This window comes from Serratia sp. TSO36 (assembly GCF_057808395.1).
Genome location: NZ_JBJZOU010000026.1, coordinates 114,107 through 140,560, shown reverse-complemented (window position 1 = coordinate 140,560; position 26,454 = coordinate 114,107). Strand labels below are relative to the sequence as shown.

The window sequence follows — 26,454 nt, the reverse complement described above, 5'->3', positions numbered from 1 at the left end:
AACGCTTTGATAACGTAGAACACTTGGCAAAAGAAATAGAGCACTACATTGATTACTATAACCACAGCCGCCTCAGAGAGAAACTAAAAGGCCTGAGTCCGGTAGAGTATCGAACCCAGGCCATGAATGCCGCCTGAATTTACATTGTCCAACTTCTGGGGGTCAGTTCAGATGTGAGCCCTTGAGGTTAACGACAAGCCTGATGACGTTGCCCGACTGAAAGCCGGCAGCATATAAAAACAAGGAAAATCAATTTATTGATTTTCGGCTGACAATCACAAAGGGGAAAAACCACGCTTTTTCCCCTTTGTTAGCGTATGAAGGGCTCACGGATGTGAGCCCTTTTTTGCGTTGGCCGTCGCATAACCGACAATATCGGCCCGCCGTTTTTTTTGCTAAAATGACTGCCCATTCACGGTTAGTCAGTTCATTGATAATGAAGAAAAAACGGCCGGTACTCCAGGATGTGGCGGACAAGGTGGGCGTGACCAAGATGACGGTGAGCCGTTATCTGCGCAATCCCGACCAGGTTTCTGCCGCCCTGCAGCAAAAAATCGCCGTCGCGCTGGATGAGCTGGGTTACATCCCCAACCGCGCGCCGGACATCCTCTCCAACGCCACCAGCCGGGCGATTGGCGTGCTGTTGCCGTCGTTGACCAACCAGGTGTTCGCCGAAGTGCTGCGCGGCATCGAAAGCGTCACCGACGCGCACAACTACCAGACCATGCTGGCGCACTATGGCTACCTGCCGGAGCGTGAAGAAGAGCGTTTGACCTCGCTGCTTTCTTACAATATCGACGGCCTGATCCTGTCTGAGCGCCATCACACGCCACGCACCCTGAAAATGATCGAGGTGGCGGGCATTCCGGTGGTGGAGCTGATGGACTGCGTCTCGCCGTGCATCGATCTGGCGGTGGGCTTCAACAACTTCGAGGCGGCGCGCCAGATGACCCAGCAGATCATCGCGCACGGCCACCGTCACGTGGTCTATTTCGGCGCCCGACAGGATGAACGTACCATCATCAAACAGCAGGGGTATGAGCAGGCGATGCGCGAATCCGGCCTGGAGCCGTACAGCATCATGACCGCACGCTCTTCCTCCTATTCCGCAGGCGGCGAGCTGCTGCGCCAGGCGCAGCGCGACTACCCGCAGATCGACAGTATCTTCTGCACCAACGATGACCTGGCGATCGGCGCGGCCTTCGAGTGCCAGCGGCAGGGGCTGTCGATCCCGCAGGACATGGCGATCGCCGGTTTCCACGGCCATGATATCGGCCAGGTGATGGTGCCGAAGTTGGCCAGCGTGCTGACGCCGCGCGAACGCATGGGGCAGATCGGCGCCGAGCGCTTGCTGGCCCGGCTGCGCGGCGAAACGGTGTGCCCGCGTATGGTGGACGTCGGTTTCACCGTGATCCCCGGCGGCAGTATCTGAGCCATTTTAACGTTCTGTTTTAACACCCTTTCTTTTTGCAGCGCGCCCTGAGGCGCGCGGGTTATCCCGCCTGTAAGCCCGCCGCTCGTTGCCGGTATAAGTTTGATCTCTGTCCCAGAACGCGAATTTTAGCCGCTTACCCGGTTCCGGCGCTCATGTTGTTACCGGTATCATGATACCGGTAACAACGAGTGTGCGGTCATCTTGCTGCAAGACTGAACCTCTGACTCAACAACACCTACAGCTCTTCTTAAACACCGGGAAAGAGCCTAAAAATAAAACAACCGCACGCTTTACGCCTATCGTAAAGAGAGTCGCGATAAAAGGTTGGAGAAAAATTATGCCATTAGTGATTGTTGCAGGCGGCGTAGCGCTGCTGCTGCTGCTGATGATCCGCTTCAAGCTGAACGGCTTTATCTCTCTGGTGCTGGTTGCCCTGGCGGTCGGGATCGCACAGGGCATGCCGGTCGATAAAGTCATCGGCTCCATCAAGGCCGGCGTGGGCGGCACGTTGGGCAGCCTGGCGCTGATCATGGGCTTCGGCGCCATGCTCGGCAAGCTGCTGGCGGACTGTGGCGGCGCGCAGCGCATCGCCACCACGCTGATCGACAAGTTCGGCAGAAAACACATTCAATGGGCGGTGGTGCTGACCGGCTTCACCGTCGGCTTCGCGCTGTTCTACGAAGTGGGCTTCGTGCTGCTGCTGCCGCTGGTGTTCACCATCGCCGCCTCCGCGCGCATCCCGCTGCTGTACGTCGGCGTGCCGATGGCCGCCGCGCTGTCGGTGACCCACGGCTTCCTGCCGCCGCACCCGGGCCCGACCGCCATCGCCACCATCTTCCATGCCGATATGGGTAAAACCCTGCTGTATGGCACGCTGCTGGCGATCCCGACGGTGATCCTTGCCGGCCCGGTTTATGCCCGCTTCCTGAAAGGCATCGATAAGCCGGTGCCGGAAGGCCTGTACAACCCGAAAACCTTTACCGAAGCGGAGATGCCGAGCTTTGGCGTCAGCGTCGCCACGTCGCTGGTGCCGGTGATCCTGATGGCGCTGCGCGCGGTCGCTGAAATGGTGTTGCCGAAGGGCCACAGCCTGCTGCGCTTCGCCGAGTTCTTCGGCGACCCGGTGATGGCGACCCTGATCGCCGTGCTGATCGCCATCTTCACCTTCGGCCTGAACCGCGGCCGCACCATGGATGAAGTGATGGGCACCATCACCGATTCGATTAAAATCATCGCCATGATGCTGTTGATCATCGGCGGCGGCGGCGCCTTCAAGCAGGTGCTGGTGGACAGCGGCGTCGAGCAGTACATCGCCGGCCTGATGGAAGGCAGCAACGTTTCGCCGATTCTGATGGCCTGGTCGATCGCCGCCGCGCTGCGTCTGGCGCTGGGTTCCGCCACCGTAGCGGCGATCACCGCCGGCGGCATCGTCGCCCCGCTGATCGCCACCACCGGCGTCAGCCCTGAGCTGATGGTGATTGCGGTCGGTTCCGGCAGCGTTATCTTCTCGCACGTTAACGATCCGGGCTTCTGGCTGTTCAAGGAGTACTTCAACCTGAGCATCATGGAAACCATCAAATCCTGGTCGGTGCTGGAAACCATCATCTCGGTGTGCGGCCTGGTGGGCTGCCTGCTGCTGGCGACGGTCGTATAATCTTTATCCGGCGCCCTGCGGGGCGTCGGCGTTCCAGAGTATCTTTATCAGTCGGGACGCATTTGGCGCGCTCGCGCCAGTTCCCATAAGGGCATGACACAATGAGTAATCCACAGAATCACGTATTTATCCTGATGGGCGTATCCGGCAGCGGCAAATCCGCCGTAGCCAGCGCCGTCGCCCACGAGGCCGATGCCGCCATGCTGGACGGCGATTACCTGCACCCGCGCGCCAACATCAACAAAATGGCCGCCGGGCACGCGCTGGACGACAACGATCGCGCCCCGTGGCTGGCGGCCTTGAACGACGCCATCTTCGCCATGCAACGCACCAATCCGGTGTCGCTGCTGGTGTGTTCGGCGCTGAAAAAAAGCTATCGCGACCGCCTGCGCGAAGGCAATCGCAACCTGCATTTCCTCTACCTGAAAGGGGACAAGACGGTGATTGAGGAGCGCCTGAAACAGCGCAAGGGCCACTTCTTCAAACCGCAGATGCTGGTTTCGCAGTTCGCCACGCTGGAAGAGCCGGGCGAGCAGGAGCCGGATGTGCAGGCGATCGACATCAACCAGCCGCTGGACGGCGTGGTCGCCGACACGCTCGCCTGCATCAACCGCATCACCGCCCGCTGAGCGCGGGCCGTCGTCGGCGCCGCCAGGCGCCTACAGCTTCATGTAAGCCCTCACGCCGTCCAGGAACATCTGGGTCGACAGCATCACCAGAATCAGCCCCATCAACCGTTCCAGCGCGCTGACGCCTTTGCTGCCCAGCAGGCGCAGGAACAGGTTCGACATCAGCAAAATGGCCGCGGAGAGGCCCCAGGCGATCAACAGCGCCGCCACCAGATGGGGCAGCTGATGTGGATACTGGTGCGACAGCAGCATCAGCGCCGCCAGAATCGATGGCCCGGCCACCAGCGGGATCGCCAGCGGCACCAGGAAGGGTTCTTCGCCGGCGGACAGCCCGGAGCTGTTCCCCTCCTGCGTGGGGAAAATCATCTTGATGGCGATCAGAAACAGAATGATGCCGCCGGAAATGGAGACGGTTTCGGTACGCAGGTTGAGGAACGCCAGAATTTTCTCGCCGGCGAACAGAAAGATCAGCATCAGCAGCAGGGCGATCAGCAGCTCGCGGATCAGCACCACCCGGCGGCGGCGCGGCTCCAGATGCTTGAGCACCGACATGAAAATCGGCAGGTTGCCCAGCGGATCCATAATTAAAAACAGCAATACCGTAGCGGAAATCATCTCTGTCATGGTGACCTCGTGATCGGGAAAACGCCTCGGCCTTTACGGCCGCGTCCTTGCCTATAAGAAGGATTGCTGAGAAATCCCCAGCCATCGAATAAATTCACTTTGCGCCCGCGCCGACATTTTGTAAGGTGAGGAGATATTGCACACAACTCGTTATCACCTAATAAGCCCTTATCCGGGCGGGACACAGATATTATGAAAAACGTTGGTTTCATCGGTTGGCGCGGAATGGTCGGCTCGGTTCTCATGCAACGCATGACGGAAGAGCGCGATTTCGACGCCATTCGCCCGGTCTTTTTCTCCACCTCGCAGCACGGTTCCGCCGCGCCGGCCTTTGGCGGCCAGCAGGGCACGCTGCAGGATGCGTATGACATCGACGCGCTGAGCGCGCTCGATATCATTATTACCTGTCAGGGCGGCGATTATACCAACGAAGTCTATCCTAAGCTGCGCGCCAGCGGTTGGCAGGGTTACTGGATCGACGCGGCCTCGTCGCTGCGCATGCAGGACGACGCCATCATCATCCTGGATCCGGTCAACCACGCGGTGATTCAGCAGGGCCTGGACAAAGGCATCAAAACCTTCGTCGGCGGCAACTGCACCGTCAGCCTGATGCTGATGTCGCTCGGCGGCCTGTTCGCCAACGATCTGGTGGAGTGGGCGTCGGTCGCCACCTACCAGGCGGCCTCCGGCGGCGGCGCGCGCCACATGCGCGAACTGCTGACCCAAATGGGCATGCTGCACGCCGACGTGGCGAAAGAGCTGCAGAACCCGGCCTCCGCCATTCTGGATATCGAACGCAAGGTGACCGAGGCCACCCGCAGCGGCAAACTGCCGACCGATAACTTCGGCGTGCCGCTGGCCGGCAGCCTGATCCCGTGGATCGACAAGCAGCTCGACAACGGCCAGAGCCGCGAAGAGTGGAAAGGCCAGGCGGAAACCAACAAGATCCTGAACACCGCCAGCGTGATCCCGGTCGACGGTCTGTGCGTGCGCGTCGGCGCGCTGCGCTGCCACAGCCAGGCGTTCACGCTGAAGCTGAAAAAAGACGTGTCGCTGCCGGAAATCGAGCAGATGCTGGCGACGCACAACGACTGGGTGCGCGTGATCCCGAACGACCGTGAGCTGACCATGCGCGAACTGACGCCGGCGGCGGTGACCGGCACGCTGAATACGCCGGTCGGCCGTCTGCGCAAGCTGAATATGGGGCCGGAGTACCTGTCGGCGTTCACCGTGGGCGACCAGCTGCTGTGGGGCGCGGCCGAGCCGCTGCGCCGCATGCTGCGTATTCTGCTGTAAACCCGCACTTCCTGGGGGCTGGCTACTTTCAGCCCCCTAAAGCCTTATTTTCCGCTTTTTTGTTCGCCGCGTCCGCGTCGGGCAACGTCACCGCAAGCCTCGTTTCACCGGGCTGTACCCCGCATATCTCCTCGTCGGCCGCCGCATGCAGAAGCCGCCGGGCTGGCAGTTTTCTTAATGAAGAATTTTCCTGAGCAATGCTGAGCAGTTTTTAACAGACATTGGCTATGCTTAACGCATGGGCGAACAATTTTTCACCATGACTGAAATATTTCAAAAAATAAGCATAAAGAGCGAAATTCAGGTCGGCAGAGTAAAGATTGGTCAATAACCGACCGCAATCACGCTTTGGATACCGAATGCATTGCATGATGACCAAAACGGCCAAGGAATAACCAACAAGCCGTGCTTAGATCATGCTGTTAATCTAAGGAAGAAGACTATGCCTGTACTTCCCGATCGTGACGTGATTGATCAGATCATCTCCGGCCATTACGCCGACCCCTTTGCTCTGCTTGGCATGCATGCGACCGATAACGGTCTGCAGGTGCGCGCGCTGCTGCCGGACGCTGGCGCAGTCTGGCTGGTGGAACAGCAAACCGGCCGGCGGCTGGTGCAGTTGAACTGCGACGATCCGCGCGGCTTCTTCAGTGCCGTGGTGCCGCGGCGCAAAAATCCTTTCCGCTATCAGCTGCAGGTCAGCTGGCGCGATCACCAACAGACCATCGACGATCCCTACCGGTTCGGCCCGCTGCTGCAGGACATCGACAGCTGGCTGCTGGCCGAGGGCACGCACCTGCGCCCCTATGAACGCCTGGGGGCTCACCTCGCCACGCTGGATGACGTCGACGGCGTCAGCTTTGCCGTTTGGGCGCCCAATGCCCAGCGCGTCTCGGTGGTGGGGGAGTTCAACTTCTGGGATGGCCGCCGCCATCCGATGCGTCTGCGGCGTGAAAACGGCATCTGGGAGCTGTTCCTGCCCGGCGTGCGGGCCGGCCAGCTGTACAAATATGAAATCGTCGATTGCTACGGCAATACCCAGTTGAAAGCCGATCCTTACGCCTTCGAGGCGCAGATGCGCCCGGACACCGCCTCGCTGGTGGCGCCGCTGCCGGAGGTGGTGCCGTCGACGCAGGCGCGCCGCCGCGCCAACGATTTTGACCAGCCGATCGCCATCTACGAGGTGCATCTCGGCTCATGGCGTCGTCACACCGACAACCATTTCTGGCTCAGCTACGGCGAGCTGGCGGTGCAGCTTATCGACTATGTGAAGGACATGGGATTCACCCATATCGAGCTGCTGCCGATCAACGAGCACCCGTTCGACGGCAGCTGGGGCTACCAGCCGCTGGGGCTGTATGCGCCGACCCGGCGCTTCGGCACGCCGGCCGATTTCCGGGCGTTCGTGGCGGCGGCGCATGAGGCGGGCATCAACGTGATCCTCGACTGGGTGCCGGGGCACTTCCCGAGCGACGCCTACGGCCTGGCGAACTTCGACGGCACCGCGCTGTATGAATACGCCGATCCGCGCGAAGGCTACCACCAGGACTGGAATACGCTGATCTACAACTACGGCCGCCACGAGGTGCGCAACTACCTGGCGGGCAACGCGCTGTATTGGCTGGAGCGTTTCGGTATCGACGCGCTGCGGGTCGATGCGGTGGCGTCGATGATCTATCGCGACTACAGCCGCGCCGACGGCGAGTGGGTGCCGAATTACTACGGCGGCAACGAGAACCTGGAGGCGATCGCCTTCCTGCGTTATACCAACCAGACTATCGGCCAGGCGCAGCCGGGCGCGGTGACATTGGCGGAGGAGTCCACCGACTATCCCGGCGTCACCCTGCCGCCGGACGCCAACGGCCTGGGATTCCACTACAAGTGGAACCTCGGCTGGATGCACGACACGCTCAATTACATGAAGTGCGATCCGGTGCACCGCAAGTATCACCACAACCAGATGACCTTCGGGATGCTGTATGCCTATACCGAGAACTTCGTGTTGCCTATCTCGCACGATGAAGTGGTGCACGGCAAAAAATCGATCCTCGACCGCATGCCGGGCGACGCCTGGCAAAAGTTCGCCAACCTGCGCGCCTACTATGGGTTTATGTGGGCGCATCCGGGCAAAAAGCTGCTGTTTATGGGCTGCGAGTTCGCGCAGGGGCGCGAGTGGAATTTCGATACCAGCCTCGATTGGCATTTGCTGGAGGGGCTGGATAACTGGCACAACGGCGTGCAGCGGCTGGTGCGCGATCTGAACCACTGCTACCGGCAGCAGGCGCCGCTGTATGAGCGCGACTACCGCCCGGACGGCTTCGAATGGCTGGTGGTCGACGATCACGACAACTCGGTATTCGCCTTCGCGCGCTACGATTCGCAGGGCAATGAGCTGATCGCCATCAGCAACTTTACCCCGGTGCCGCGCTACCGCTACCGCATCGGCCTCTCACGCGCCGGCGACTATCGCGAGATCCTCAATACCGATTCGCACCACTATCACGGCAGCAACGCCGGCAATCAGGGGCGGGTCTCTTCCGAAGCGGTCGGTAGCCACGGCCGCGACTTTTCCATCTGCGTGACGCTGCCGCCGCTGGCGACCATTTATCTGCTGCGGGAGGCGCCATGACGGAGCTGACGGCCGGCCTCGCCGCGCCGCTGGGCGCCCATTACGACGGCGAAGGCATCAACTTTACCCTGTACTCGGCGCACGCCGAGCGGGTGGAGCTGTGCCTGTTCGACGGCCAGCAACGCGAAGTGCGCCTGCCGCTGCCGGCGCGCAGCGGCGATATCTGGCATGGCTATTTGCCGGGCGGCAGGCCGGGGCAACGTTACGGTTACCGGGTCTACGGCCCGTTCGACCCGGCGAACGGGCAGCGTTTCAACCCCAACAAGCTGGCGCTCGATCCGGCCGCGCGCGCGGTGGAGGGGCCGGTGGCGGATCACCCGCACCTGCACGGCGGTTACGAACAGCCTGATCCGCACGACAGCGCCGAGCTGATGCCGAAATGCGTGGTGGTGGACGAACAGTACGACTGGCAGGACGATCGCCCGCCCACCACGCCCTGGGGGCAGACGGTGATTTACGAAGCGCACGTGCGCGGCCTGACGCTGCTGCACCCGAAGATCCCGCCGGCGCTGCGCGGCAGTTTCGCCGCGCTGGGGCACCCGGTGATGATCGCCCACTTCAAACGCCTCGGCATCACCGCGCTGGAACTGCTGCCGGTGCAGCAACATACCTCCGAACCGCGGCTGCAGCGGCTGGGGCTGATCAACTACTGGGGCTATAACGTGCTGGCGCCCTATGCGCCGGACAACCGCTACGCCAGCCTGAGCACCGACGGCACGCCGCTGAACGAATTTCGCGATGCGGTCAAGGCGCTGCACCAAGCCGGCATTGAGGTGATCCTCGACGTGGTGTTCAACCACAGCGCCGAGCTGGACAGGGACGGGCCGATGCTGTCGCTGAGCGGCATCGATAACCAGAGCTACTACTGGCTGACGCCGGAGGGGGACTACGTCAACGACACCGGCTGCGGCAACACCCTGCGATTGGATCAGCCGCAGGGCGTGGCTTGGGTGATGGATTGCCTGCGTTTTTGGGTACGGGAGTGCCACGTCGACGGTTTCCGCTTCGATCTGGGCAGCGTGCTCGGCCGCACGCCGGGATTCGATCGCGATGCGCCGCTGTTCCAGGCGATGCTGGCGGACGATGTGCTGTCGCGCTGCAAGCTGATCGCCGAACCCTGGGACGTTGGCCCCGGCGGCTATCAGGTGGGGGCGTTCCCCGGCCGCTTCGCCGAATGGAACGACCATTACCGCGACGACATGCGCCGTTTCTGGCTGCAGAGCGGCGTGTCGCTCGGCCAGTTCGCCCGGCGTTTCGCCGCCTCCAGCGATCTGTACAACCAGCGCGGGCGGGCGCCTTACGCCACCGTCAACATGCTGACCGCCCATGACGGTTTTACCCTGCAGGACGTGGTCAGCTTCAACGAGAAACACAACCAGCCGAACGGCGAAGGCAACCGTGACGGCAGCGATCGCAATTTCAGCAACAACCACGGCGTGGAAGGCCTGGTCGCCGACGACGCCATTGTGCAACGCCGCAGGGCCAGCCAGCGGGCGATGCTCGCCACGCTGTTGCTGTCCCAGGGAACGCCGATGCTGCTGGCCGGCGATGAACAGGGACACAGCCAGCAGGGGAACAACAACGCCTATTGTCAGGACAACGCTACTACCTGGCTCGATTGGGCCACGGCGGATGACGCGTTGACCGATTACGTCGCGGCGCTGATCGCGCTGCGCCGCCAGATCCCCGCGTTGCAACAGGACCGCTGGTGGCAGCAGGACGACGGCAGCGTGCAGTGGCTGAATGCGCAAGGGCAGCCGCTCGACGCGCAGCAGTGGGAGCAGGGCGATCTGCTCATGCAGATCCTGCTGTCGCAGCGCTGGCTGCTGCTGGTCAACGCCACGCCGCAAACGGTGGAGATGAGGTTGCCGGAAGGCGATTGGCAGGTTGTCGCCCCGTTCACTCAGGAAGACTCACGGGCGGTGTTACCCGCCTGGCACCAGGCCGCGCGCTCGCTTTGCGTTCTGGTACGGAAATAATAAAAGGAGTCCGCTATGGTTAGGTTTGAAAATAAAGACCCCCTGATGTTGGCGCGCCAGCTACCGATTAAATCCGTAGCGCTGATCCTGGCCGGCGGCCGCGGCTCGCGCCTGAAAGATTTGACCTCCACCCGCGCCAAGCCCGCCGTCCACTTTGGCGGCAAGTTCCGCATCATCGATTTCGCCCTGTCGAACTGCCTGAACTCCGGCATTCGCCGCATCGGCGTGATCACCCAATACCAGTCGCACACGCTGGTGCAGCACATTCAGCGCGGCTGGTCGTTTCTCAACGAGGAAATGAACGAGTTCGTCGATCTGCTGCCGGCCCAGCAGCGCCTCAGCACCGAGCATTGGTACAAAGGCACCGCCGACGCGGTGTATCAGAACCTGGACATCATCCGCCGCTATGAGGCCGAATACGTGGTGATCCTGGCGGGCGACCATATCTACAAGATGGATTACTCGCGCATGCTGATAGACCACGTCGAGAAGGGCGCCCAGTGCACCGTGGCCTGCCTGCCGGTGCCGCGCAGCGAAGCCGGCGAATTCGGCGTGATGAAGGTGGATGAAAGCGACCGCATCATCGAGTTTCTGGAAAAGCCCGCCAACCCGCCGGCGATGCCGGGCAACCCGGATATGTCGCTGGCCAGCATGGGCATCTATATTTTTAATGCCGCCTACCTGTTTCAGCTGCTGGAAGAGGATATGTCGACCCCCGGCTCCAGCCACGATTTCGGCAAGGATCTGATCCCGAAAATCACCGCACAGCAGGCGGCGTGGGCGCATCCGTTTACCTTGTCCTGCGTGACGTCCAACCCCGATCTGCCGCCGTACTGGCGCGACGTGGGCACGCTGGACGCTTACTGGCGCGCCAATCTCGATCTGGCGTCGGTGACGCCGGAGCTGGACATGTACGACCGCGCCTGGCCGATCCGCACCCACATGGAACCGCTGCCGCCGGCCAAGTTCGTGCAGGATCGTTCCGGTAGCCATGGCATGACCATGAATTCGCTGGTGTCCGGCGGCTGTATCGTCTCGGGCTCGGTGGTGGTGCATTCGGTGCTGTTCCCGCGGGTGCGAGTGAACTCGTTTTGCACCATCGACTCTACCGTATTGTTGCCGGACGTGAACGTCGGCCGTTCCTGCCGCCTGCGGCGCTGCATCATCGACCGCGCCTGCCATATTCCGGAGGGCATGGTGATCGGGGAAAACGCCGATGAGGACAGCAAGCGTTTCTATCGCTCGGAAGGCGGCATCGTGCTGGTGACGCGCGAAATGTTGTCAAAATTGTGAGTTAACGTGGGGGCAGAACGATAGCCTGCCGCCCGATGAACGGTTCGATGGCTTGCGCAACGCGGCACACATAACAGCGGCAAGCCTGCTTTATTTCTTATCCAGAGGCCTTCGGCCGACTTTCAGGAGTGATAATGCAGGTCTTACACGTATGTTCTGAAATGTTCCCCCTGCTGAAAACGGGCGGACTCGCAGACGTGGTTGGCGCGCTGCCGGCGGCGCAAATCGCCGAAGGCGCCGATGTTCGGGTGCTATTGCCCGCTTTCCCTGACGTACGCAACGGCATCCCCGACACCTCGCTGGTGGCGGAAATCGACTCGTTCGCCGGCCGGGTCGGCCTGCGTTACGGCACCTATCATGGCGTGGGCATCTATCTCATCGATGCGCCCTGGCTGTATGACCGGCCGGGCAGCCCATACCACGATCAGTCCATGTACGCCTACCCCGACAACCACCGCCGCTTTGCGCTGCTGGGCTGGATGGCCTGCGAGCTGGCCAAGGGGCTGGATCGCTACTGGCGGCCGCAGCTGGTGCATGCCCACGACTGGCACGCCGGCCTGAGCTGCGCCTATCTGGCCGCCAACGGCCACCCGGCGCGCTCGGTGTTTACGGTGCACAACCTGGCCTATCAAGGGCTGTTCTCTGCCCATCACGTGACCGAGCTGTGGCTGCCGGCGTCGTTTTACGATGTTTATGGCCTGGAGTTCTACGGCCAGATGTCGTTCCTCAAGGCCGGGCTGTTTTATGCCGACCACGTGACCGCCGTCAGCCCGACCTATGCGCGCGAGATCACCCGGCCGGAGTTCGGCTACGGCATGGAGGGGCTGCTGCAGGAGCGGCAGCGGCAGGGCAGGCTGAGCGGCATCCTCAACGGGGTGGACGACAACATTTGGGATCCGGCCCGCGACCCGCGGTTGAGCGCCCGCTACGACGCCGACGATCTGAAAAGCAAGGTCAAAAACAAGCTGCATCTGCAAAAGGCCATGGGGCTGAAGGTGGATGAATCGCTGCCGGTGTTCGCGGTGGTGAGCCGATTGACCAGCCAAAAAGGCCTGGATCTGGTGCTGCAGGCACTGCCTGAACTGCTGGCGCAGGGCGGGCAGCTGGCGCTGCTGGGCGCCGGCGATGCGGTGCTGCAACAGGCGTTTCTGGCCGCCGCCGCCGATTATCCCGAGCAGGTTGGGGTGCAGATCGGCTATCACGAATCCTTCTCTCACCGCATCATCGGCGGTGCCGACGTGATTCTGGTGCCGAGCCGCTTCGAGCCCTGCGGCCTGACGCAGCTCTACGGCCTGAAATACGGCACGCTGCCGCTGGTGCGCCGCACCGGCGGGCTGGCGGACACGGTGGTGGACTGCGCGCTGGAGAACCTGGCCGACGGCACCGCCAGCGGCTTCGTGTTCGACGATTGCGACGCCGTCGCGCTGGGCAACGCCATCCGCCGCGCCATGGTGCTGTGGAGCCGGCCGAAACACTGGCGCCACGTTCAGCGCCACGCCATGAGCGTGGACTTCGGCTGGCCGGTGGCGGCGAAAGAGTATTTATCGCTTTATCAACGTTTGTAGCCCGCGTTTCGCGTCTCGGGTTGACGCGCGGCGGGCAGCCGTTTGGGTTGATTGTCGGGGCGCGGCGTGCCGCGTCCATGTTCAGCGGGGCCCGCTATTCCGCGGCGAATGGCTGGGCTCCCTACAAGGGATTAAAAAGCCATGACTTCACCGTTTAGTTACACCTCACCTACGGTCAGTGTGGAAGCGCTGAAACACTCCATCGCCTATAAGCTGATGTTTATCGTCGGCAAGGATCCGGCCATCGCCAACCGGCACGATTGGCTGAACGCCGTGCTGTTCGCGGTGCGCGATCGCATGGTTGAACGCTGGCTGCGTTCCAACCGCGCCCAGTTGTCTCAAGACGTGCGGCAGGTGTATTACCTGTCGATGGAGTTTCTGATCGGCCGCACCCTGTCGAACGCGCTGCTGTCGATGGGCATCTATCAGGATATCGACAACGCGCTGAACGAAATGGGGTTGAGCCTGGGTGAACTGTTGGAAGAAGAGAACGACCCTGGCCTCGGCAACGGCGGTCTGGGCCGCCTGGCGGCCTGCTTCCTCGACTCGCTGGCGACGCTGGCGCTGCCGGGGCGCGGCTACGGCATTCGCTACGAGTACGGCATGTTCAAGCAGAACATCGTCAACGGCCAGCAGATGGAGTCGCCGGACTACTGGCTGGAGTACGGCAATCCGTGGGAGTTTCCGCGCCACAACACCCGCTACAAGGTGCGCTTCGGCGGCCGCGTGCAGCAGGAGGGCGCCAAGGCGCGTTGGCTGGAGACCGAAGAGGTCGTGGCCATCGCCTACGATCAGGTGATCCCCGGTTTCGACACCGACGCCACCAACACCCTGCGGCTGTGGGGCGCGCAGGCCAGTAACGAGATCAACCTCGGCAAGTTCAACCAGGGCGATTATTTCGCCGCGGTGGAGGATAAAAACCACTCGGAGAACGTGTCGCGCGTGCTGTATCCGGACGACTCGACCTCCTCCGGGCGCGAACTGCGGCTGCGGCAGGAGTATTTCCTGGTGTCGGCGACGGTGCAGGACATCCTCAACCGCCATTGGCTGATGCACAAAACCTTCGACAACCTGGCGGACAAGATCGCCATTCACCTCAACGACACTCACCCGGTATTGTCGATTCCCGAGCTGATGCACCGGCTGATCGACGAGCACAAATTCAAGTGGCTCGACGCCTGGGAAGTGGTGGAGCAGGTGTTTTCTTACACCAACCACACGCTGATGAGCGAGGCGCTGGAGACCTGGCCGCTGGACATGATTGGCCGCATCTTGCCGCGCCATCTGCAGCTGATTTTCGAAATCAACGATCACTTCCTCAAGATGGTGCAGGAAGTGGCGCCGGGCGACAACGACCTGCTGGCGCGGGTCTCGATCATCGACGAAACCAACGGCCGCCGGGTGCGCATGGCGTGGCTGGCGGTGGTGGCCAGCCACAAGGTCAACGGCGTTTCCGCCCTGCATTCCGAACTGATGGTGCAGTCGCTGTTCGCCGACTTCGCCCGGCTGTTCCCTAATCGTTTCTGCAACAAAACCAACGGGGTGACGCCGCGCCGTTGGCTGGCGCTGGCCAACCCGCCGCTGGCGGCGGTGTTGGACGACTGCATCGGCCAAACCTGGCGCACCGATCTCAGCCAGCTGAGCGAGATCAAAGCCAACGTCGATTACCCGAGTTTCCTGCAGGCGGTGCAGCGCGCCAAGCGGCAGAACAAGGAGCGGCTGGCGCTGTACATCGCCAAAACGCTCAACGTGGTGGTCAACCCGGATGCGCTGTTCGACGTGCAGATCAAGCGCATCCACGAGTACAAACGGCAGCTGCTCAACGTGTTGCACGTCATCACGCTGTATAACCGTCTGCTGGACGATCCGGAGATCGAGCGCGTGCCGCGGGTGGTGATCTTCGCCGGCAAGGCGGCCTCGGCCTACTATGCCGCCAAGCAGATCATCCGCTTGATCAACGACGTGGCCAAAGTGATCAACAACGATCCGCGCGTGCATACCCAGCTGAAGGTGGTGTTCATTCCGAACTACGGCGTCAGCCTGGCGCAGATCATTATCCCGGCGGCGGATCTGTCCGAACAGATCTCGCTGGCGGGCACCGAGGCCTCGGGCACCAGCAACATGAAGTTCGCGCTGAACGGCGCGCTGACCATCGGTACGCTGGACGGCGCCAACGTCGAGATGCGCGAGCACGTGGGGGAGGAGAATATCTTTATCTTCGGCAATACCGCCGAACAGGTGGAGGAACTGCGCCGCAACGGTTACAACCCGCGCCAGTACTATGAGCAAGACCCGGAGCTGCATCAGGCGCTGACGCAGATCGCCACCGGCGTGTTCAGCCCGGAAGAGCCGAAACGCTATGGCAATTTGTTCGACTCGCTGGTCAACCTCGGCGATCACTACCAGCTGCTGGCGGATTACCGCAGCTACGTGGACACGCAGGACAAGGTGGACGAGGTGTATCTCAATCAGGACGAGTGGACGCGGCGCGCGGTGCTGAATATCGCCAACATGGGCTACTTCTCCTCCGATCGCACCATTCAGGAATATGCGGATGAAATCTGGCACATTCAGCCGGTGAAGCTGTAAAGCGTGCGAGGAAGAGCAAAGAAAAGGGCCGGATAACCGGCCCTTTCTTCGTTACGCTGCGGCTCAGGAAGCCAGAGACAGCGTTTTCGTTTTCGCGTGTTCCGCCAGCCAGGCTTTCACTCGCGCCTGCTGCGCTTCGTCCAGCCACATGCCCAGCTTGGTGCGGCGCCAGATGGCGTCGTCCAGCTCTACGACCCACTCTTTCTCGGTCAGGTAGCGCAGTTCGGCTTCATACAGACCGTGGCCGAAATCTTCGCCCAGATCGGCGAGGCCGTTGGCGCCGGCCAGGATCAGCTCGCTCTGGCTACCGTAGGTGCGGGCATAGCGGCGCGCCAGCGCTTCCGGCAACCAGCCGTGGGCGCGGCGCAATTTGGCTGCGTAGCCGTCGCGATCGCCGCCGATGTCACCGCCCGGCAGCGTGGCGTTTTTGGTCCACGCCGGGCCGCAGCCTGGGTAGTAGTGGGCCAGTTTTTCCATCGCGTGCTCGGCCAGCTTGCGGTAGGTGGTCAGCTTGCCGCCGAAGACCGACAGCAGCGGCGCCTTGCCTTGTTCGTCGTGCACGTCCAGCGTGTAATCGCGGGTGATCGCCTGCGGCGAATCGGATTCGTCGTCGCACAGCGGACGCACGCCGGAGTAAGTCCAGACGATGTCGTCGCGGCCCAGCTGCTTCTTGAAGTGATCGTTGTACACTTTCAGCAGATAAGCGATTTCGTTCTCGTCGATCTTCACGTCCTTCGGATCGCCTTTGTACTCCACGTCGGTGGTGCCGATGATGGAGAACTCGTCATTCCACGGGATCACGAACACGATGCGGTGGTCTTCGTTCTGCAGAATGTAAGACTGCGGCTGATCGTGTACGCGCGGCACCACGATGTGGCTGCCTTTGATCAGGCGGATGCCGTAAGGCGATTTCAGCTTCAGGCCGTCGTCGAAGAAGTTTTTCACCCACGGGCCGGTGGCGTTCACCAGGCCTTTGGCGCGCCAGGTGAAGGTTTTGCCGCTGTCGATATCGACCGCTTCCACCATCCACATGCCGTTTTCACGCCATGCGCGGGTCACTTTGGTGCGGGTGCGCACTTCGCCGCCGCGTTTTTCCACTTCCTGCGCGTTCAGCACCACCAGGCGAGCATCGTCGACCCAGCAGTCGGAATATTCGAAACCGCGCTTCAATTCAGGCTTCAGCACCGACTCTGGTCCAAAGCGCAAGCCCTTGCTGCCCGGCAGGCTGGTGCGTTTGCCCAGGTGATCGTACAGGAACAGGCCGATACGGATCATCCAGGCCGGGCGCAGGTGCGGCTGGTGCGGCAGGCGGAAACGCATTGGGAACGCGATGTGCGGCGCCAGCTTCAGCAGCACTTCACGTTCGGCCAGCGCTTCGCTCACCAAACGGAATTCGTAGTGTTCCAGGTAGCGCAGGCCACCGTGGATCAGTTTGGAACTGGCGGAAGACGTAGCACAGGCCAAGTCTTGCGCTTCCAGTAGCAGTACCGACAGCCCGCGCCCGGCAGCATCCGCCGCGATGCCGGCACCGTTGATGCCGCCACCGATAACGATCAAGTCTTTGGTTTCCACGTCATCTTCCTCCAGATGTTCGAAATAGCTCTTTCATGTTCGTTTTCGCTCATGATTGTAATCAAAAACCAACAAGCAAGCCAAGACTTAACCAAACAAAAACATTTAGGCGTGATAAAGGTAACAGTTTGGTGATGATAGGCACATAAATGATAAGGATATGGATCGGGCGGGCAAACGGCTGTCGAAAAGGGGGCGTCGGGGGGGGGAAATGGGGCGGCGGCGCGCCCCGCGGGTTAACGGCGGATCAGCACAGCTCCAGCTGCACGTCGTACTGCTCGATGATTTTCATCACGCTCGGCGGCGGCAGCTGGTCGGTAAACAGGTAGTCGATCAGATTCATGTTGCCCAGGTTGACCATGGCGTTGCGGCCGAATTTGGAGTGGTCGGTGACCAGCATTACGCAGCGGGAATTTTCGATAATCGCGCGTTTGGTGCGCACTTCGTGATAGTCGAATTCGAGCAGCGAGCCGTCCATATCGATGCCGCTGATGCCGAGAATGCCGTAATCGAGGCGGAATTGGGAGATAAAGTCCAGGGTGGCTTCGCCCATGATGCCGCCGTCGCGGGTGCGCACTTCGCCGCCGGCCAGGATCAGACGGAAGTCTTCCTTGGCGGTCAGCAGGGTGGCGACGTTGAGGTTGTTGGTGACCACGCGCAGGTTCTTGTGGTTCATCAGCGCATGGGCCACCGCTTCCGGCGTGGTGCCGATATCGATGAACAGCGTGGCGCCGTCCGGGATCTGGCTGGCGACGCGCTGCGCGATGCGGGCCTTCTCTTCCGACCACATCACCTTGCGATCGTTATAGGCAGCGTTGACCGAGCTGGAAGGCAACGCCGCGCCGCCGTGGTGACGCTGGATCTTGTTCTGGTCGGCCAGGTCATTCAAATCGCGGCGAATCGTTTGCGGGCTGACGTCAAAATGTTCGACCAGCTCTTCCGTGCTGACGTAACCCTGCAGGCGCACCAGCTCGATAATTGCGTCATGACGCTGTGTTTGCTTCACGATAATCCCCTAAAACGCCCGCTATGCCCGCTGGGCACAGCTCCCGGCTGTTATTGTTCGTTGTGTGCGCGATGACGCGTATCCCAAAATGCCATCAATAACCCTAACACTAAACCGGCTACGTGTGCCGCGTTGGCGATCGACATTCCTAAAATATCGAAATATCCGGCCACCAGCCACAGCACCGAGAACGCCATCAGGCCGCGCGGCAGCATCAGGCCGCGCTCCGGCGCCCGTTCACCCGTTAGCCAGACATAGCCCATCAGCGCATAAACCACGCCCGACAGCCCGCCGAACAGCGCGCCGCTGAACAGCGATTGCGCCCAGCCGCTGAAGAAGGCCGACACCACCGCCAGCACGAACAGCTTGCCGGCACCGAGGCGTTTTTCCATCTGGCCGCCGAGATACCACCACCACATCAGGTTAAACAGAATATGCAGCAGGGAGAAGTGCAGGAACGCATGGCTGACCCAGCGCCACAGCTGCGTGTATTGGCTGCTGTTTTGCGGCCAGGAGAGCCAGTACATCACGGTGTCGTCGCCCAGCGCCTGCATCAGAATATAGACCGCGATGCACAGCACCATCACGCCGAGCGTCAGCGGCCCGGCCTTGCTGCGCAGGGTGTGCAGATAGGATTCGCTCTGATAGTGCAGGCCGGCGTCGGTATGGCCGGTCTGCCAACTGGCGGCCTGATAACGGCGGTTGAGCGGATCGGTCAGAAACTGCTGCAGCTCGTGTTGCACCTGCTCGAGGTGAACGTCGTCGGCCAGCCAGATTTCCGCCGCCTCGCCGCTGTTGCGCAGCTCAAGCCGGATGCCCTGGGTCGCCATATAGTCGACAAAGGCCAGCGCCAGGCGCGGGTTGGATACGGCGATTACTCTAACCATTGCTTTTCCGTCGTAAGTGAATGATTTTGGCCGCGGCTTGCCCGCCGGCGACCCTGACGGCCGATTATAACGTCGAAATCCTGAGCGCTGGCAAACGGATCTGCGAAAAACCCGCGAAAACGCGCACAAAATCGAAGGGGAAGCCCGCCGATGCACGGCGGGCGGCGGGGATCAGGCAGAGGTTTCCACGTCTTGCGGATACTGGCGGGCCCAGGCCTCGAAGCCGCCGTCGATGCTGTAGACCGCGTCGAACCCCTGGTGCAGCAGGTACTGCGCCGCGCTGCGGCTGCTGTTGCCGTGGTAGCACATCACCATTACCGGCCGCTCGAAGTCGTTTTGCTGCATAAAGGCCGACAGGGTGGCGTTGGTGAGGTGAAAGGCGCCCGGCGTATGCCCGGCTTCAAAACTTTGCGGATCGCGGATGTCGACCAGGGCGGCGCTGCCCTCTTTCCAGCGGGCGTACGCTTGCTCAACGTTGATCGCTTCGAACTGTTCCATACTGCTGACTGCCTCGTAATTGGGGGACGCCGCTATTGTAACCAACTCTGCGGCGTTTAAGACCAGAGCAAGGGTGTGGTTTTGTCACACCAGCAGCACTTCAACGCCATGTTGACGCAGTTGCTCAACGATCGCCGGATTGGCAGCGCGGCCGGTGATCACCATGGCGATTTGCTCGGTGCGGCTGAACAGCATGCCGGCGCGTTGGCCGACTTTGCTGCTGTCGACCAGCACCACCAGTTTACCGACGTAGTTGAGCATCTTTTGCTCCGCCATGGCGGTCAGCATATCCGTTTTATACAAACCCTCGGCGGTAAGGCCGATACCGCTGGTGAACATCCAGTGCCCGGCGTACAGCGTCGCGTCGCCGTCCTGAGGCGCCAGGGTAATCGACTGAGTCTTGTTGTACTGGCCACCCATGATCACCACGCTGTCATGGTCCTGTTCGATCAGGTAGTTGGCCAGCGGCAGGTAGTTGGTGATCACCTGAACCGGCTTGCCGCAAATTTCACGCCCCAGCAGAAATGCGGTGGAACCGCAGTTGATCACCACGCTTTCGCCCGGCTGACAGAGTTGCGCCGCCGCTGCCGCGATGCGCATTTTTTCATCGAGATGCTGGGTTTGATGGATGTTGAGCGGCGTCCAGGCCGGGCGCGGGGTTTGCGTGGCTTCGGCGCCGTTGCGCACTTTGCGCAATTTGCCAATTTCATTCAGTTTGTTGATGTCCCGGCGCGCGGTGGCCGGAGAGATGTCAAACGCCGCGATCACGTCCGCCACGGAGATTTGCCCCTTGCGATGCAAGAGATCGAGAATGGCATTGTGGCGTTGGGACTCTGTCATGCGGGCTCCATCAGGGTGAGAAGAACGTCGTTGCCTTCGATTATATGCGCGCCGTTTGACGATTTGAATCATTGCCGTTCAAAAGCGCGCATCAGTATGCAACACCGGTTGATTACAAGAAAGACTTGAAGGGCAGGTCGGGTTCCTGGGTGAAACAATCATCGAACCCGCGCGGATAGTGATATTCCAGATTGTCTTTGTCCTGCGGCCAGATGAACTTGCCGCCAACCTGCCAGATAAAGGGTTTGAAACCGTACTTGAGCCGATCCTTTTTCATGTCCCACAACACGCGGATCTCCTGCGGGTCTGCCTGGAAATTCGACCAAATATCGTGGTGGAAGGGGATCACGACCTTGGCGTTCAACGATTCCGCCATGCGCAAGATGTCGGCGCTGGTCATCTTGTCGGTAATGCCGCGTGGGTTCTCGCCGTAGGAGCCGAGGGCGACATCAATGTGGTGATCGTTGCCGTGCTTGGCGTAATAGTTGGAGTAGTGAGAATCGCCGCTGTGATAAAGGTTGCCGCCTGGCGTTTTGAACAGGTAGTTGACCGCACGCAGATCCATGCCGTCCGGCAGTACGCCCGCGGCCTTTTGTTCCACCGGTAATGTGATCAGCGCCGTGCGATCGAAAGCATCCAGCGCATGAATTTCGACGTCTTTGATTTTTATCACGTCGCCAGGTTTGACGGTGATGCAGCGCGCCGGCGGCACGCCCCAGCCGATCCAGATATCCACGCAGCTTTTCGGCCCGATAAACGGGACGGAGTCGGGACAGTTCTGCAACACGGCCGCCGCGACGTTTACATCGATATGGTCGTTGTGATCGTGCGTGGCCAGCACGGCGTCGAGCTGGGTGATGGCGAACGGGTCGAGTACGAATGGGGTGGTGCGCAGGTTCGGCTGCAGCTTCCGCACCCCGGCCATGCGCTGCATTTGGTGGCCGGTTTTCATCAGCGGGTTGCCGTGGCTCTGCTTGCCGGTGCCGCACCAAAAATCGACGCACAGGTTGGCGCCTTCTTCAGACTTGAGCCAGATGCCGGTGCAGCCCAGCCACCACATGGCGAAGGTGCCGGGCGCGACTTTCTCCTGCTCTATCTCTTCGTTCAGCCAAGTGCCCCATTCGGGAAAGGTGTTCAATATCCAGGACTCGCGGGTGATGTCGTTGACTTTACTCATGGGTTTTTCCTCATTGTCGGTGATGATAAAATCATAAATAATCACATTAAGATTTTATGTGACTTGTTTTGATTGAATCTAGCATCGTTTTTTTCAGCTGACAACGATCTTAACTCCCGTCAACGCCGCCTTATTCGCGTGCGACACTGTCTTTGGCGCTTATATTTCTCCTGGTTACTGCTATTAAATTCAATGGGTAATAAAATGTGTGTTACCTAATTCATTGAATGTTGGTGGAATTGATTTTTATCTTGCGAGGTTGTTCACAAATAATCATTTATGATCTTTTTGTGATTGTTGGTGATTGATATGGTGAAAGCGTTACCTGCACGCCAACCTTTCCGGGAGAGCCGTATGGAAACCCTTTACACCATCTTCACCGTCTTTTTTAACCAGGTGATGACCAATGCGCCGCTGCTGCTGGGGCTGGTTACACTGCTGGGTTACACGTTGCTGCGCAAAAGCGCGGCGGTCATCATCAAAGGCACCATCAAGACCATTATCGGTTTCATGTTATTGCAGGCCGGTTCCGGCATTCTGACCGGCACGTTCAAACCGGTCGTGGCGAAGTTGTCCGAGGTATACGGCATCAACGGGGCGATTTCGGACACCTATGCTTCGATGATGGCCACCATCGAACGTATGGGGGATGCCTACAGCTGGGTCGGCTACGCGGTATTGCTGGCATTGGCGCTGAACATTCTCTACGTACTGCTGCGGCGTATTACCGGGATTCGTACCATCATGCTCACCGGCCATATCATGTTTCAGCAGGTCGGGCTGATCGCGGTATTTTTCTACATTCTGGGTTACGGCATGTGGACGACGGTATTGTGCAGCGCGCTATTGGCTTCACTGTACTGGGGCATCACCTCCAACATGATGTTCAAACCGACGCAGGCGGTAACGGAAAACAGCGGCTTCTCGATCGGGCATCAACAGCAGTTCGCTTCGTGGCTGGCCTATAAGGCCGCACCGTATCTCGGTAAAAAAGAGGACAGCGTGGAAGATCTGAAGCTGCCCGGGTGGCTGAACATTTTCCATGACAACATCGTGTCCACCGCCATCGTGATGACGCTGTTTTTCGGCATCATTCTGTGCTCGTTCGGCTTGGACACTCTGCAGGCGATGGCCGGTAAAACCCACTGGAGCATTTATATCCTGCAAACCGGGCTGATGTTCGCGGTGGCGATTTTCATCATCGTGCAGGGCGTGCGCATGTTCGTCGCCGAATTGACCGAGGCCTTTAACGGTATATCCCAACGTCTGATCCCCGGCGCGGTACTGGCCATCGACTGTGCCGCCATTTATAGCTTCGCGCCCAACGCCGTGGTGTGGGGTTTTATGTGGGGCACCATCGGCCAACTGATCGCCGTCGGCATACTGTTGGCGCTCGGCTCTTCCATCATGATCATTCCCGGTTTCATTCCCATGTTCTTTTCTAACGCCACCATCGGCGTATTCGCTAACCACTTCGGCGGCTGGCGCGCGGCGATGAAGATCTGTCTGGTGATGGGAATGATAGAGATCTTCGGCTGCGTGTGGGCCATCAAACTGACCGGGCTAAGCGCCTGGATGGGCATGGCGGACTGGTCGATTCTGGCGCCGCCGCTGATGCAGGGGCTGAGTCTGGGCCTGTGGTTTATGGGTGTGGTGATCGTTATCGCCCTGCTGTACATGTTCTTCGCCGGACGCACCCTGCGTGCGGAAGAAGATGCTGAAAAACAATCAGTTGAACCAGCGTCACGTTAATAGGAGTGCAGATTATGACGGTACGAATCCTGGCGGTATGCGGTTGCGGGCAAGGCAGTTCCATGATCATGAAAATGAAAGTCGACCAATTTTTAACGCAGCAAGGTGTGAATCATTCGGTCAACAGCTGTGCGGTGGGGGAATACAAATCCGAGTTGAACGGGGCCGACATCATCATTGCTTCCACCCATGTCGCCGACGAAATCGTCGTGAGCGGCAACAAATATGTGGTTGGGGTGCGCAATATGCTCTCGGCGGCGGACTTCGGCCCGAAGCTGATGGAAGTTATCGGCACGCATTTTCCGCAAGATTTGAAGCAGTAAGGAGCGAGTGATGAAGCTGAGCGATTCGTTGGCGCAAAACAACGCCATCCAGCTGCAGGCGGAGGCTGCTGACTGGCGGCAGGCGGTGCGGTTGGGCGTCGATTTGCTGGTGGCTGCCGGGGTGGTGGAACCGCGCTATTTCGACGCCATTTTGGCCGGCGTCGACCGGTACGGCCCTTACTTCGTGCTGGCGCCGGGCCTGGCGATGCCGCACGGCCGGCCGGAGGAAGGGGTGCTGAAAACCGGCTTCGCCTTGGTCACCTTGAAAACGCCGGTGTGTTTCGGCGATGAAGACAACGATCCGATAGACATCTTGATCACCCTGGCGGCGGTGGACGCCAAAACGCATCAGGAGGTGGGGATCATGCAAGTGGTGAATCTGTTTGAAGATGAGGCGAACTTCGATCGCTTGCGGGCCTGTCGCCACGCGAGCGAGGTATTGGCGTTGATCGACAAAACGTCTACGGCGGCGAATTGATTGAAGGAGACAAACAATGAACACGCAGTTACCGATGTTGCAGGTGGCGCTGGATAACCTGTCCATGGCCGCGGCTTACGACACGACTCGCCTGATCGCGGCCGAAGTCGACATCATCGAAGTCGGCACTATTTTGTGCGTGGCGGAAGGCGTGCGCGCCGTGCGCGATCTGAAAGCGCTGTATCCGGATCGCATCGTGTTGGCGGACGCAAAAATCGCCGATGCGGGTCAGATTTTGGCGCGAATGTGCTTCGAGGCGCATGCCGATTGGATCACGGTGATCTGCTGTGCCGACATCAATACGGTCAAGGGCGCCCTGCAGGTGGCGCATGAGTTCGGTGGCGACGTGCAGATCGAACTGACGGGGTTCTGGACCTGGGAACAGGCGCAGGCGTGGCGTGAAGCGGGAATGGGTCAGGTGGTGTACCACCGCAGCCGCGATGCGCAGGCCGCAGGGGTCGCCTGGAGCGAAGACGATATCCGCGCGGTGCGCCGCCTGAGCGAGATGGGTTTTAAGGTGACGGTCACCGGCGGTTTGGCGTTGGAAGACTTGCCTCTGTTCCAGGGCATTCCCATCCACGTCTTTATCGCCGGACGCAGCATTCGCGATGCCGCCGATCCGGTCGCGGCGGCGCGGGAATTTAAATCCGTCATTGCCCAGCTGTGGGGCTGAGGAGCGGTTATGTTGCACAAATCCGTGCCGTTGGGCATCTATGAGAAAGCGTTGCCGCCGGGCGAGGACTGGCTGACGCGCCTGCAACTGGCGGGTGAGTTGGGATTCGATTTCGTTGAAATGTCGATCGATGAAAGCGACGGCCGCCTGGCGCGGCTGGATTGGAGCGCTGAACAGCGGCTTGCCTTGGTTAGCGCCGTTGCGGCGAGCGGTGTGCGCGTCCCTTCTTTATGCCTCAGCGCCCACCGGCGTTTTCCGTTGGGCAGTGCAGACGACACCACGCGCGAACGGGGACTGGAGATCGTGCGAAAAGCTATTCGGCTGGCGCAGGATACCGGCATCCGGGTGATCCAACTGGCCGGGTATGACGTTTATTACCAGCAGTCAACTGCACAGACCCGCGCCCGGTTCCGTGCCGGATTGGCGCAGGCGGTGGAGATGGCCAGCCGTGCGCAGGTCATGCTGGCGATGGAAATCATGGACTATCCGCTGATGAACTCGATCAGCAAGGCGCTGGGCTATGCCCACTACCTGAATAACCCGTGGTTTCAGCTGTACCCGGACATCGGCAACTTGTCTGCCTGGGACAACGATGTGCCGATGGAGCTCATGGCCGGGCGCGGGCATATCGTGGCGGTACACGTTAAGGATACGCGGCCGGGGGAGTTTAAGAATGTGCCGTTCGGCGAGGGCGTGGTCGATTTCGTGCGCTGTTTCGAAACGCTGTTGCAGAGCGGCTATCGCGGCCCCTATCTGCTCGAGATGTGGAGCGAGAAAGCGGACGATCCGCTGCGGGCGGTGCGGGAGGCGCGAGCCTGGGTGGTTGAACGCATGGTCGAGGCCGGGTTGGAAATAAGGGGGGAGTATGCTGGAGCAACTGAAAAGTCAGGTGTACCGAGCCAATATGGCGTTGCCTGAGCACGGGCTGGTGACCTATACCTGGGGCAATGTCAGCGGCATCGATCGGGCCAGTGGGCTGGTGGTGATCAAACCCAGCGGCGTACCTTATGAAACGATGCGGGCTGAGGATATGGTGGTGGTGAATGCGCGAGGTGAGGTTGTCGAGGGGCAACTGCGGCCTTCGTCCGATACGCCGACGCATTTGGCGCTGTATCGGGTGTTCCCCCAACTCGGCGGTGTGGTGCATACGCACTCCACCCATGCCACCGCCTGGGCGCAGGCGGGTGAAGCGATACCGGCGCTCGGCACCACCCACGCCGACTATTTTTCCGGCGACATTCCTTGTACCCGCGGGCTGACGGCGGAAGAGGTGGCACGGGAATATGAGCTGAACACCGGTCGGGTGATTATCGAAACCCTGAAAGGGCGTGAACCGTTGCACATTCCCGGCATCCTGGCGTATCAGCATGGCCCGTTCAGTTGGGGAAGGACGCCGGATGAGGCGGTGCATAACGCCGTGGTGTTGGAGGAGGTGGCGAAAATGGCGTGGATCAGCCGGGATATTAACCCCGGCCTGAAGCGGATCGATGACTATCTGCTGGAAAAGCATTTCAGCCGCAAACATGGCGCCGGCGCCTATTACGGCCAGCGCTGA

General features: G+C 60.5%; 23 protein-coding genes. 16 read left to right on the top strand and 7 right to left on the bottom strand.

Annotated elements, in window-relative coordinates; all coding sequences use genetic code 11:
• The 4 genes from ACK3CV_RS23695 to gntK all read left to right on the top strand — a co-directional run.
• A partial coding sequence (locus ACK3CV_RS23695; RefSeq protein ID WP_489009904.1) for an IS3 family transposase occupies positions 1 to 137 on the top strand: 137 nt, incomplete at its 5' end.
• A gap of 299 nt (positions 138 to 436) precedes the next feature.
• Entirely contained in the window at positions 437 to 1,432 is a 996-nt protein-coding gene (gntR, locus tag ACK3CV_RS23690) for a gluconate operon transcriptional repressor GntR (RefSeq protein WP_004930833.1), read from the top strand.
• A gap of 340 nt (positions 1,433 to 1,772) precedes the next feature.
• On the top strand, positions 1,773 to 3,089 hold the full coding sequence (gene gntT, locus ACK3CV_RS23685; RefSeq protein ID WP_033636339.1) for a gluconate transporter: 1,317 nt from the start codon (positions 1,773 to 1,775) through the stop codon (positions 3,087 to 3,089).
• A gap of 101 nt (positions 3,090 to 3,190) precedes the next feature.
• On the top strand, positions 3,191 to 3,718 hold the full coding sequence (gntK, locus tag ACK3CV_RS23680) for a gluconokinase (protein WP_033636338.1): 528 nt from the start codon (positions 3,191 to 3,193) through the stop codon (positions 3,716 to 3,718).
• Between the two features lie 30 nt (positions 3,719 to 3,748).
• On the opposite strand, the gene ACK3CV_RS23675 is transcribed toward gntK, so the two are convergent.
• Positions 3,749 to 4,342 carry a YhgN family NAAT transporter gene (locus ACK3CV_RS23675; protein WP_004930825.1) on the bottom strand — a complete coding sequence of 198 codons (594 nt, stop codon included), beginning with the start codon at positions 4,340 to 4,342 and terminating at the stop codon, positions 3,749 to 3,751.
• A 192-nt stretch (positions 4,343 to 4,534) separates the two neighbouring features.
• On the opposite strand from ACK3CV_RS23675, the gene asd reads away from it, so the two are divergent.
• The 6 genes from asd (at position 4,535) to glgP (ending at position 15,693) form a co-directional block, all read left to right on the top strand.
• Positions 4,535 to 5,638 carry an aspartate-semialdehyde dehydrogenase gene (gene asd / locus ACK3CV_RS23670; protein WP_004930820.1) on the top strand — a complete coding sequence of 368 codons (1,104 nt, stop codon included), beginning with the start codon at positions 4,535 to 4,537 and terminating at the stop codon, positions 5,636 to 5,638.
• Positions 5,639 to 6,080: 442 nt separating this feature from the next.
• Positions 6,081 to 8,267, top strand: a complete 2,187-nt coding sequence (gene glgB, locus ACK3CV_RS23665; protein ID WP_033649349.1) for a 1,4-alpha-glucan branching protein GlgB — start codon at positions 6,081 to 6,083, stop codon at positions 8,265 to 8,267.
• Positions 8,264 to 10,246, top strand: a complete 1,983-nt coding sequence (glgX, locus tag ACK3CV_RS23660; protein ID WP_164040549.1) for a glycogen debranching protein GlgX — start codon at positions 8,264 to 8,266, stop codon at positions 10,244 to 10,246. The genes glgB and glgX overlap by 4 nt, the downstream gene beginning before the upstream one ends.
• 15 nt (positions 10,247 to 10,261) lie before the next feature.
• Positions 10,262 to 11,539, top strand: coding sequence for a glucose-1-phosphate adenylyltransferase (gene glgC / locus ACK3CV_RS23655; RefSeq protein WP_033636334.1), 1,278 nt, complete (start codon positions 10,262 to 10,264; stop codon positions 11,537 to 11,539).
• A 134-nt stretch (positions 11,540 to 11,673) separates the two neighbouring features.
• The gene (gene glgA / locus ACK3CV_RS23650) at positions 11,674 to 13,104 is read left to right on the top strand and encodes a glycogen synthase GlgA (protein WP_033636333.1); all 1,431 of its coding nucleotides are present in this window, start codon (positions 11,674 to 11,676) and stop codon (positions 13,102 to 13,104) included.
• Positions 13,105 to 13,245: 141 nt separating this feature from the next.
• On the top strand, positions 13,246 to 15,693 hold the full coding sequence (gene glgP, locus ACK3CV_RS23645) for a glycogen phosphorylase (protein ID WP_033636332.1): 2,448 nt from the start codon (positions 13,246 to 13,248) through the stop codon (positions 15,691 to 15,693).
• 63 nt (positions 15,694 to 15,756) lie between these two features.
• On the opposite strand, the gene glpD is transcribed toward glgP, so the two are convergent.
• The 6 genes from glpD to ulaG form a co-directional block, all read right to left on the bottom strand.
• A complete protein-coding gene (glpD, locus tag ACK3CV_RS23640; protein WP_033654445.1) occupies positions 15,757 to 17,265 on the bottom strand; it encodes a glycerol-3-phosphate dehydrogenase in 1,509 nt (502 codons plus the stop codon).
• Between the two features lie 247 nt (positions 17,266 to 17,512).
• The gene (locus tag ACK3CV_RS23635; protein WP_004930797.1) at positions 17,513 to 18,271 is read right to left on the bottom strand and encodes a DeoR/GlpR family transcriptional regulator; all 759 of its coding nucleotides are present in this window, start codon (positions 18,269 to 18,271) and stop codon (positions 17,513 to 17,515) included.
• Between the two features lie 50 nt (positions 18,272 to 18,321).
• Positions 18,322 to 19,158 (bottom strand): rhomboid family intramembrane serine protease GlpG, encoded by an 837-nt coding sequence (gene glpG / locus ACK3CV_RS23630; RefSeq protein WP_039569119.1) that lies wholly within the window; start codon positions 19,156 to 19,158, stop codon positions 18,322 to 18,324.
• A gap of 171 nt (positions 19,159 to 19,329) precedes the next feature.
• Entirely contained in the window at positions 19,330 to 19,656 is a 327-nt protein-coding gene (glpE, locus tag ACK3CV_RS23625) for a thiosulfate sulfurtransferase GlpE (protein ID WP_019455180.1), read from the bottom strand.
• An 84-nt stretch (positions 19,657 to 19,740) separates the two neighbouring features.
• Entirely contained in the window at positions 19,741 to 20,496 is a 756-nt protein-coding gene (gene ulaR / locus ACK3CV_RS23620) for an HTH-type transcriptional regulator UlaR (protein ID WP_101427497.1), read from the bottom strand.
• A 112-nt stretch (positions 20,497 to 20,608) separates the two neighbouring features.
• Positions 20,609 to 21,673 carry an L-ascorbate 6-phosphate lactonase gene (ulaG, locus tag ACK3CV_RS23615; protein WP_033638612.1) on the bottom strand — a complete coding sequence of 355 codons (1,065 nt, stop codon included), beginning with the start codon at positions 21,671 to 21,673 and terminating at the stop codon, positions 20,609 to 20,611.
• 354 nt (positions 21,674 to 22,027) lie between these two features.
• Between ulaG and ulaA the strand changes: the two genes are divergently transcribed.
• From ulaA to ACK3CV_RS23585, 6 genes are read left to right on the top strand one after another with little or no spacing between them, the layout of a single operon-like run.
• Positions 22,028 to 23,425, top strand: coding sequence for a PTS ascorbate transporter subunit IIC (gene ulaA, locus ACK3CV_RS23610; RefSeq protein ID WP_033636328.1), 1,398 nt, complete (start codon positions 22,028 to 22,030; stop codon positions 23,423 to 23,425).
• 14 nt (positions 23,426 to 23,439) lie between these two features.
• Complete coding sequence (ulaB, locus tag ACK3CV_RS23605) at positions 23,440 to 23,748, top strand: PTS ascorbate transporter subunit IIB (protein WP_033636327.1); 309 nt, start codon at positions 23,440 to 23,442, stop codon at positions 23,746 to 23,748.
• Positions 23,749 to 23,758: 10 nt separating this feature from the next.
• Positions 23,759 to 24,226 (top strand): PTS ascorbate transporter subunit IIA, encoded by a 468-nt coding sequence (gene ulaC / locus ACK3CV_RS23600; protein ID WP_164141722.1) that lies wholly within the window; start codon positions 23,759 to 23,761, stop codon positions 24,224 to 24,226.
• A gap of 16 nt (positions 24,227 to 24,242) precedes the next feature.
• Positions 24,243 to 24,899 (top strand): 3-keto-L-gulonate-6-phosphate decarboxylase UlaD, encoded by a 657-nt coding sequence (locus ACK3CV_RS23595; protein WP_033649343.1) that lies wholly within the window; start codon positions 24,243 to 24,245, stop codon positions 24,897 to 24,899.
• 9 nt (positions 24,900 to 24,908) lie between these two features.
• Positions 24,909 to 25,817, top strand: coding sequence for an L-ribulose-5-phosphate 3-epimerase (locus ACK3CV_RS23590; RefSeq protein WP_164141720.1), 909 nt, complete (start codon positions 24,909 to 24,911; stop codon positions 25,815 to 25,817).
• Entirely contained in the window at positions 25,768 to 26,454 is a 687-nt protein-coding gene (locus tag ACK3CV_RS23585; RefSeq protein ID WP_164141724.1) for an L-ribulose-5-phosphate 4-epimerase, read from the top strand. The genes ACK3CV_RS23590 and ACK3CV_RS23585 overlap by 50 nt, the downstream gene beginning before the upstream one ends.